This window comes from Nonomuraea basaltis, from assembly GCF_005893125.1.
Lineage (GTDB): Bacteria > Actinomycetota > Actinomycetes > Streptosporangiales > Streptosporangiaceae > Nonomuraea > Nonomuraea basaltis.
The window spans coordinates 1-8,627 of sequence record NZ_VCJS01000361.1; the positions used below are offsets into that span (position 1 = coordinate 1).

Genomic DNA, 8,627 nt, shown 5'->3' on the forward strand with positions numbered 1-8,627 from the left:
CCCACCACCAGCACCCGCACCGCCAGCCCCCTTAGCTCTACAATAAGTAGTACTACTAGTTATAGTACGTCGCTGCCGCTCGATCTCCTGCGCCGACTACGGCTTGTCGTCCGGCCGGATTGGTCTCGCCTGGGGACATCTCCAGATGGAACGCGTACGAGCAACTATCGAGCAGCAATTGGCCGGCGATTCGGGTTCGCAAGTCGGATGTCTTGCTGTCGGCCTCAGACTAAGCGCAGCCTGCTTCCCGAGTTTCCACTCAGTGGACACACGAGCCGGACATCTCTTGCGTAATGCCACGTCAATGGCTGATGACAGGCGTAGACCACCGGGGTGGGGGCACACGAGATCATCACTGTTTCGGCAGACCGACGCCGTGCGCAAAGAGCGCATGCCTGCCGAGTACAAACCCGGGAGACAGCCGTTGGCCTTTCAGTCCGGTTCGTATGGTGCCACGCTGGGCCTCAACGGGACAGGGCGTGTTGCCGATGGAGGACCGTGACGCAGAGGACGAGCACCCAGACCCAGAAGAGCCCGTAGCCAACCAGCCAAAACGGGTTGGTCCATACGGCTCGGGCCGCTATCAGACATATGCCGGCGGCGATGGCCCACCAGCCCGACCATGCCGACAGCGTCCGTAGCGACAGCAGGGCCCAGCCTGTGGCGATCAGGAAGCTGCCGAGGGCTACCCAGCTGGTAGCGAACCCCACGTTCCCCAGGTCGAAGGCGAGCCGGGCGAGTTGGGGGTCGACCCCCTCGGACTCTCGGAAGGTGACGAGCTCCCAGCCGCCGGCGCTCACGATCGCGACGAAGACGACGCCTGAGACCAGTGCGATTCTGGCCCGCCAGTCCTCCTTCAGCAGTGTGTATAGCCCGGCGAAGAACCACAGCATCGCGATGACGCCGAGGATGGACAGGTATGCGCCGATGGGGAACAGGTCCGGATTCCGACAACAGGCTGGCCGACCAGAACCATGCCAGTGGATCGGGCACCGCCAGCCTTGCGCAGCCTGCGGCCCGCTAGGCGAACCCACCGGCCACCGTGCCCATCGCCGTGTCCGCACTGGTGCAGCACATCCTCAGCGACCTGGCCCGCCCGCCCTGCCGCGCGGTGGCGGCAGGGCGGCGGCCACGCGATTCCTGGCGTCACGTCATTTCTGGTATCACGTCCCATGCGGGGCGGCGCCGCGGCGTGGGGGCGTGGGGGCGTGCTCACGCCATCGTGGGTTTGGCGCGGCGCAGGGCAGGCGCTACCAGCCAGATGCCGGTGCCGCCGAGCACCATGCAGCCGACGACGATCGCGCGGGCGAACCACGGGGCGGGAAGGAAGAACGCGGGAAGGCCCAGGATGAGGCTGTCGCAGATGCGGGCGACGACGGCGGTGAGCAGGCCGGCCCGGCTTGCGCGCCAGGCCGCCGCGACGCCCGCGAGGGTGAGGATGCCGACGACGGCGGTGGCCACGGTGACGAAGGCCGGGGCTTCGTCCACGGTAAGTAGTGACGTGAGTTGTGCGGCATCGAGGAGTCCCGCAGCGGCGAGGGCGATCAGGCCGGGCCGGGAGACAGGTGAAGTAGTCATGGGCTCGACGTTAGGGACGACCGCGGCCGGGCTCGACCAGGGTGGCCGTAGACCTGCGTGGAGGCGGGCCGCAGTCGCGGTTGTGGTCTACCTGATGCCTTCGGCGGTACAGCCGGTCCAGACTGGGTGCATGCGACCGACAACGGTGGTGCTGGGTGTGCTGGGCGCGGCGGCGTTGGTGGTCGCTGTCGTCGTCGCGCTGGCCATCGGGGATCCGGGCCTGGCCGGATGGGTGCTTGTCGGGCCGGGGCCGTTCTTCGGCGCCGGGTTGTTCGTCGCGCTGCGCCGGCCGGGCCGGCCGGCAGGGACGTGGTGTTTGCTGACCGGCACCGGGTTCATGGTCAGCGTATGCCTCGGTGACGCGGTGCTCTCGGCTGTGGCCGAGTGGCCGGGGCGTTGGCTGGTCGTGCTCTTTCGCCAGTGGGCCGACTACGCTACTGGGGTCGGCGCCATCGGGCTGTTCGGCTGGTTCCCGGACGGTCGGCCGCAGCGGCCCGCCGAGCGGCGGGTCGTACAGGTGGCGGCGGTGACGGCGGCGCTGCTTCCGCTGGCGTACGCGATCACCAACCCGATGATGGCGGCTGGGGCGTACCCGAACCCCGATGCGCCTGCCGTGCCGAGCCCACTGTTCCGCCCGGCCCTCGCGGCGGCCGGCCCGGTGGTCGGCGCGATCGACGCCACGTACGTGGGCTGGATACTGCTCGGCTTCGGCATGCTGGCGTTGCGATACCGGCACGCCTCGCTGGACCAGCGCCGGCGGATCCGGCTGCTGCTGCTCGGCATGGGAGTCGGGATCGTCCTGTTCGCCGCGCAGTTCACCGCCATGCGGCTGCTGGAGGATGCGGGCGGACGGATGGTCGGCCTGCTGCTCTGGCCGGTCATCCTGGTGGTCATGCTCGGATCGATGGTGATCGGCGTGGCGTACGACGGGGTGTTCGCTGTCGACGAGCCGCTGCGCCGGTCGGTACTCTACCGGGCGTTGTGGGCACTGATCGCGGCGTTCTACGTGGCGGCCGCGGCCGCGCTGGGCGTGCTCGCCGCGCGGTTCCTGTCTGTGGGTGTCGCCGTGCTGCTGGCAGCGGGCGCGGCGCTGTTGTTCCAGCCGGTGCAGCGGCGGCTGGAACGGATCGCTGACCGCTGGGTGTTCGGTCCGCGCCTGGACGGTTACCGGGTGCTGGCCCGGTTCGGGACGGCACTCGAATCCGCCCCTCAGCCGGCGGACCTGCTCACGGCGATAGCCGAGGCGGTCCGCGACGGGCTGGCGCTCACCTGGGTCCGCGTACGTCTGGATCTGCCCGACCCGCCACCCGCCGCCGGTGGCCTGGCCGCCGCAGGCGCCGGCGGCGGGCCTGCTTCTCTTCCCCGTGCCGGCCTGGCGTGCGCCGGCGGTGGCGAGCCGGCCGAGCCGGCGCTGGTGGTGCCGCTCGTAGAGGGTGGCGAGGAGCTGGGCCGGATCGAGTGCGGTCCCCGCCACGACGGGCCTCTGCTCGATGAGGAGCGTCGGCTCCTGCAACAGCTCGCCCGCCAGGCCGCGACCGCTGTACGCAACCTGCATCTCACCGCTGAACTGACCACGCGCCTCGCGGTGATCCGCCGGCAGGCGGACGACCTCGCCGCCTCCCGGGCGCGCATCGTCACCGCCCAGGACGCCGAACGGCGGCGCATCCAGCGCGACCTGCACGACGGTGTGCAGCAGGAGATCGTCGCGCTGTCGGCCAAGCTGGCCATGGCACGGCAGCGCTCGCAACGCGGCGACCGCACCGCCGACCAGCTCCTCGCCGAGGTGCAGGGCGACGTGATTGCGCTGCTGAACGAGGTACGCGAGTTCGCTCATGCCATCCACCCGCCGGTTCTCGCCGACAAAGGGCTGCTGGAGGCGATCGAGGCGCAGGCCGCCCGGCTACCGCTCGGCGTCGTGATCGAGACGGATGCCGCGTTGCGTGGGGTGCACTTCCCACAGCAGGTGGAGGCGACCGCGTGGTATGTGATCTCCGAGGCGCTGACGAACGTGGTCAAGCACGCCCGTGCCCGGCAGGTGCGGGTCCGGCTGGCCCAACCCGACGGACGGCTCACGGTCGAGATCTGCGACGACGGCGCCGGATTCGACCCCCGTACCGTCGGCGGCCTCGGCCTGGCCGGGCTGGCCGACCGGATCTCCACCATCGACGGGACACTGCGGCTGGACAGCGCGCCTGGACGCGGGACGACGCTGCGCGCCGAGATCCCGCTCCCGGAGGTGCGCGATGCCTGACCCGCTGCGCGTAGTGATCGCTGACGACAACTACCTGGTGCGCGAGGGCACCCGGCGCCTGCTGGAGGACTCAGGCGAGGTGGATGTGCTGGCGGCGGTCGGCACGGCCGATGAGCTGATGGACGCGGTGGGTCGTACACGGCCGGACGCGGTGCTGACCGACATCCGGATGCCGGCGCCGGGCACGCGGCCCGGACCGGGGCGGGCGATGGAAGGGATCGACGCCGCGCACCGGATCCGGACGAGCGATCCCCGAGTCGGCGTGGTGATCCTTTCCCAGTACGCCGATGAGGCGTACGCCTTCGAGCTGTTCCGCGACGGCACGGCCGGGCTGGCCTACCTGCTCAAGGACCGGATCGGTGATCTCCAGCAGCTGCTGAGCGCGCTCCGCGAGGTCAAGGCCGGCGGCTCGGTGGTCGACCCGCAGGTGGTGGACGCGCTGGTCACCCGCCGGGCCCGGTTGCGCGAGTCGCCGCTGACCCAGTTGACCGCGCGCGAGCTCGACGTGCTGCGCGAGATGGCGCAAGGCCACGGCAACGCCCGCATCGCCGCCCAGTTGTCGCTCTCCGAGTCCTCGGTCGAGAAGTATGTGAACTCGATCTTCGGCAAGCTCGGGCTGTCCGAGCAACAGGTACACCGCCGCGTCGTCGCCGTACTGACGTATCTACGCGACGGCGCGCTGCGCCCGCCGCAATGACCCCGGTCGTATCAGGGCTTCCCCGAGCCCGTCGACCTGCTGTTGAGCCGGCCGCGCACCCAATTCTCAAGATTCCGCCACCTCAACCGGGGGCGGTTGGGACTGTAAAACTAACGGCGGATCTGATGATCAAGGGAGAGACGCTTGATGTCCGAGACCGCAGTGGAGTCACCGTCGATGAAGGAACCGCCTGCCGCCACGGCTGGGACCTGGCCCGCGCGACCGGCCAGCCGTTCACGTGCAACCCGGCCAACACGGCGGCCGTCCTCGCGTTCACCAGCGCGTCGGCGCTACCGGACCAGGCAGCTAACCGGGAAGGGCTCTTCGGACCGGTGGTCGAGGTATCCGAGGACGCGCCAGAGCTCGACCGCGCACTGGGCTTCGCAGGTCGCGACCCCGCGTGGACACCCAAACCGGCGTGACCATCGACGGCGGGCCGGAACAGCTCACACGTCCCTCGCAAGCCTCCACATCATGCTCGACAAGCAAATCCCCTACCAGGACGCAATGGCACGTTCGCCCGTCGTTCACCTTCCTCCGGCCAACATGCGTGTGTGCTGGCACACTTCTCGTTCGCCGTCCTGCTGGCCATGGGCGTCGGCCTCAGCGGGGTCACGCCGGGTTGGCAGGTCACGTCAGTCGCCGGGGCCGACTCGTCGTTCAACGATCTCGCCGCCGTTGGAGCGTCGAACGCCTGGGCCGCAGGCGAGCGCCGGACCAAGGAGCTCGATCCGCGAAGCGGCTCACCTTTCACGGCTCCCCTGATCAAGCACTGGAACGGCACCCGCTGGACGGCCATGGCCGAGCCTGCCGGGCCACCGGGATTCCCGCTCCGCCGCATCTCCCTGATCGACGCCTCCTCCGCGGCCGAGGTGTGGATCGCCGGCACGGCCGTCGCCCCGGGACCACGCGACGTCCAGGCCGCCACCCGGTCGGTCGTGTCCCGCTGGGACGGCACGCGCTGGCGGCTCATGGGGTCGGGCCGTACCACGATCACCGACCTGGACCTCGCCGGCGGCGACGCCTGGATCGTCGGTCACGACGACCGCACGAGGGGAGTGTTCTTCAAACGCTTCCACGGCGGTTGGTGGACGAGCCTGCCGGCGCCGGCCTCACTGAGGGAGATCAGCGTCCGTACGGCCACCGATATCTGGGGCTGGGGGCCATCCGCGGTGCTGCGCTGGAACGGCACAGCCTGGCGGCCGGTGGCGCTGCCCCGCATTGCGGCGCCCACCGCGCCCAGCCCCGCCTACGGACCGGTGCGGCTCCGGTTCGACGCGGTGCTCGCCGCCCGCAACGGAGACGTCTGGATCGCCGCCGGGTTCCAGCAAGGCGACTGGTCGCAGCCGGGAACCGTGCTGCTGCGCCACAGCGGCGGGACATGGGAGCAGGTCCGGCTGCCCGGCGACGTCGTGACGAGCCTGTCCGACGACGGCACGGGCGGTATCCACGTGGCCTCCACCCGTGAGTCGATCACCGCGACACCGGACGGCCAGGACCCCTACGCCTACACCACCGTGTCCATTGACGCCCTGCGGTACGCGGGCGGCGTGCTGACCCGGCAGAGCGTCACTCCGGTGAACACCGGATTCCACTGGTCGGACCTGGTCGCCGTCCCGGGCACCGGCGCGGCGCTGGCGGCCGGTTTCCGCTGGCGGCCGCCCCAGGGCGCGGTCATCCTCCGCTACTCCGGCTGAGCCATCCGGCGACGAGAAGGGACGAATGGAACGGGAGCGGGACGGGCTCGCGACCAAGGTATCGCCGGGCTCGCGACCAAGGAATGTGGCCGTACATCGATCGATGTACGGCCGTTTTCGTCTCGTGAGACGAGGCCGACGGGGATTCTCCCCACGAGGCTTAAAGTGTGGCGAAACGAATAGACGCGTTAGACGTGCTGCGCGGTATCGCGATCATGGGCACGCTCGGGACCAATATCTGGATCTTCACCGATCCCGTCGGCCCTGCCGGCTTCCTGGGATTCGACAACACCGGAGCTGTGGAGACATTCCTGCGGTTCCTGTCCAACGGGAAGTTTCTGGGCCTGCTGACGCTGCTGTTCGGCATCGGCATGGAACTGCAGTACCGCAGCGCGGTGCGCAAGGGGCTGGCCTGGCCGGGCCGTTACCTGTGGCGCGCCGCCCTGCTGCTCGTGGAGGGCACGCTACACTTCATCCTGATTTTCGAGTTCGACGTGCTCATGGGCTACGCGGTCACCTCCATGATCGTCGCCTATCTGATCGGCAGGAGCCACCGCGCCATCAGGGCTTGGATGATAGCCGCGGGTGTGCTCCACATCACCTTGGTGGGCCTGCTCACGCTGGCCCTGCTGGCCACGGACGACGAGGCCTTCGCCGGCGCCGCCGGGACCCTGTACACCCAGGGGAGCTGGCTCGACCAGGTGCTCTCCCGCCTCCACAACGCCGCGGTGTACCGCGTGGAGCTGATCTTCATCATCCCCATGGGCATCGTGCTGTTCCTTCTGGGCACCTTGCTGCTGCGCGGGGGCCTGTTCGAGGAGCGCGGCGCGGCCCTGCGCAGGAGGCTCACCGTGGCGGGGCTCGGCGTCGGCGCGCCACTGAACCTTCTCACCTCGTACGCCGGGCCGGCCTGGTTCGCCGTCGACCGCTACCTCCTCGCGCCACTGGTCGCTCTGGGCCTACTGGGACTGATCACCTCGATCCTGCTCAAGCGCGACAGAGCACCCGGCCTGATGCTCAGAGGCGTCACCAACGTCGGACGCACCGCGCTGTCCAGCTACGTCTTCCAGAACCTGGCGGCCAGCGCACTCTGCTACGGCTGGGGCCTTGGCCTGGCGGCCCAGCTCGACCCGCTGCGTCCCTGGTGGGTGCCCGCGGCGTGGGCCGCCATCTGCCTGTTGTTCATCACGCTGTCCACGCTGTGGCTGCGCCGCTACGACCGCGGCCCGCTCGAACTGGCCTGGCAATGGGCGTACCAGGCGCCCTGGCGCACGACCGCGAAAACTCCTGCCCGCCGCTGACCTCCACGCGGCGCCGACTCCAACGCGTCGATCTTCTTGTCCCGCGGGTCGGCCTTCGGACGACCGGCCGGCCGGCCCAGCGCCTGCTCGGCGCCATGGCCACGGGCCGTTCTCCAACTGGAAATCAGCGAGGAGTACAGACCTTCACGGCGCATCAGCGCGCAACCGATCGGCGCGCGGCTGGCTCCAGGCCCAGTCCACCCGTACGGCCTGCGCCTGCGCGGCCGCGACGTGCAGGCCGTGATAGTCGAAGTGCGACGGCGGAGGCCTCACGATCTCACCGCCATCCGGGTCTGGTCTTCGAGCAGTGACACGAACGTCGCCACGTCCTCCGCGCTCACCGTCTGCCGCAGGCCCTTGTCGATGTCGGTGTTACGGAGTCGGACCCGGTATGGAGTAGTTGCGTACCGGGGGAGGGTGCCGGATGTCCCCGTGACGGTGTTCGGCGCGACCGGCTTCGACCCCGGACAGCAGATGTCTGGCTGTATCCATATGGATACGCAAGCTTCTCGGCTCCGAGCGTGGCACGTCGATTACCGCCGGGATAAAGCGGGAGCAACCTCGTGCTGGAGGTCCGAAGCAACGACGCCACCGCGGTCGTCCGCCAGATCCTGGACCGCCTGCCACATGGATAGGAGAAGTTCAATACCCTGCTGGCCAACCTGGTCGTCTTCCACAACGCCCTGGACATCTCCGATGTCGTGCGGCAGCTGGTCGCCGAGGGCTGGAGCATCACTGCCGACCAGCTCGGCCAGATCGCCCCGTACCTGCGGGCCCACATCAGCCGCTTCGGCGCGTACGCCACCGACGAGCTACGTCATCGGCCGGATCCGTTCGACCCCCTGCTGAAGGAGGTCGACTTCACCGACGTCGAGCTGGCCGCTTGATCGCCCAGCCGTTGGTGCCGTCGGCCCCGACCGGGCGGGGCAGCTGGGCCCAAGCCGTGCCCGGCTTGCGGAGGGCCGGGGTTTAAGCGGCAACCGAACGGCCAGTGCACGTTAAGGAGCCCGGCGGGGCCCGTCTTATCGTCACTGGCCGTTCCGATGAGGATGCCATGCGGGTTGAAGTAGGTGGGCAAGGGCGCGGGCGGGCAGTGGTGGGGT

8 protein-coding genes and 1 pseudogene are annotated in these 8,627 nt (G+C 69.5%); 6 read left to right on the forward strand and 3 right to left on the reverse strand.

The window, feature by feature from the left end; translation table 11 throughout:
- Nucleotides 1–464 precede the first annotated feature (464 nt).
- Both EJK15_RS65150 and EJK15_RS65155 read right to left on the reverse strand, forming a co-directional pair.
- Complete coding sequence (locus tag EJK15_RS65150; protein ID WP_138720241.1) at nucleotides 465–893, reverse strand: hypothetical protein; 429 nt, start codon at nucleotides 891–893, stop codon at nucleotides 465–467.
- A 319-nt stretch (nucleotides 894–1,212) separates the two neighbouring features.
- Nucleotides 1,213–1,578, reverse strand: coding sequence for a hypothetical protein (locus tag EJK15_RS65155; protein ID WP_138720242.1), 366 nt, complete (start codon nucleotides 1,576–1,578; stop codon nucleotides 1,213–1,215).
- 130 nt (nucleotides 1,579–1,708) lie between these two features.
- Between EJK15_RS65155 and EJK15_RS65160 the strand changes: the two genes are divergently transcribed.
- The 5 genes from EJK15_RS65160 (at nucleotide 1,709) to EJK15_RS65180 (ending at nucleotide 7,524) form a co-directional block, all read left to right on the forward strand.
- Nucleotides 1,709–3,829 carry a sensor histidine kinase gene (locus EJK15_RS65160; RefSeq protein ID WP_138720243.1) on the forward strand — a complete coding sequence of 707 codons (2,121 nt, stop codon included), beginning with the start codon at nucleotides 1,709–1,711 and terminating at the stop codon, nucleotides 3,827–3,829.
- The gene (locus tag EJK15_RS65165; protein WP_171075343.1) at nucleotides 3,822–4,526 is read left to right on the forward strand and encodes a response regulator transcription factor; all 705 of its coding nucleotides are present in this window, start codon (nucleotides 3,822–3,824) and stop codon (nucleotides 4,524–4,526) included. The genes EJK15_RS65160 and EJK15_RS65165 overlap by 8 nt, the downstream gene beginning before the upstream one ends.
- Before the next feature lie 125 nt (nucleotides 4,527–4,651).
- On the forward strand, nucleotides 4,652–4,948 hold the full coding sequence (locus EJK15_RS65170) for a DinB family protein (protein WP_138720244.1): 297 nt from the start codon (nucleotides 4,652–4,654) through the stop codon (nucleotides 4,946–4,948).
- A gap of 132 nt (nucleotides 4,949–5,080) precedes the next feature.
- Nucleotides 5,081–6,223: a hypothetical protein gene (locus EJK15_RS65175; RefSeq protein WP_138720245.1), complete on the forward strand. Its 1,143-nt coding sequence runs from the start codon at nucleotides 5,081–5,083 to the stop codon at nucleotides 6,221–6,223.
- Nucleotides 6,224–6,390: 167 nt separating this feature from the next.
- Nucleotides 6,391–7,524, forward strand: coding sequence for a DUF418 domain-containing protein (locus tag EJK15_RS65180; RefSeq protein ID WP_240778046.1), 1,134 nt, complete (start codon nucleotides 6,391–6,393; stop codon nucleotides 7,522–7,524).
- A gap of 144 nt (nucleotides 7,525–7,668) precedes the next feature.
- On the opposite strand, the gene EJK15_RS76970 is transcribed toward EJK15_RS65180, so the two are convergent.
- Nucleotides 7,669–7,797 carry a hypothetical protein gene (locus EJK15_RS76970; protein WP_276615598.1) on the reverse strand — a complete coding sequence of 43 codons (129 nt, stop codon included), beginning with the start codon at nucleotides 7,795–7,797 and terminating at the stop codon, nucleotides 7,669–7,671.
- A 365-nt stretch (nucleotides 7,798–8,162) separates the two neighbouring features.
- On the opposite strand from EJK15_RS76970, the pseudogene EJK15_RS65185 reads away from it, so the two are divergent.
- Nucleotides 8,163–8,411: pseudogene (locus EJK15_RS65185) on the forward strand (Tn3 family transposase); the annotation flags it as partial.
- Nucleotides 8,412–8,627: the final 216 nt, after the last annotated feature.

Excerpts from the sequence above, each read along its gene's own strand:
- EJK15_RS65150 (WP_138720241.1), bottom strand. The coding sequence starts at position 893 with ATGCTGTGGTTCTTCGCCGGGCTATACACACTGCTGAAGGAGGACTGG.
- EJK15_RS65155 (WP_138720242.1), bottom strand. The coding sequence starts at position 1,578 with ATGACTACTTCACCTGTCTCCCGGCCCGGCCTGATCGCCCTCGCCGCT.
- EJK15_RS65160 (WP_138720243.1), top strand. The coding sequence starts at position 1,709 with ATGCGACCGACAACGGTGGTGCTGGGTGTGCTGGGCGCGGCGGCGTTG.
- EJK15_RS65165 (WP_171075343.1), top strand. The coding sequence starts at position 3,822 with ATGCCTGACCCGCTGCGCGTAGTGATCGCTGACGACAACTACCTGGTG.
- EJK15_RS65170 (WP_138720244.1), top strand. The coding sequence starts at position 4,652 with ATGATCAAGGGAGAGACGCTTGATGTCCGAGACCGCAGTGGAGTCACC.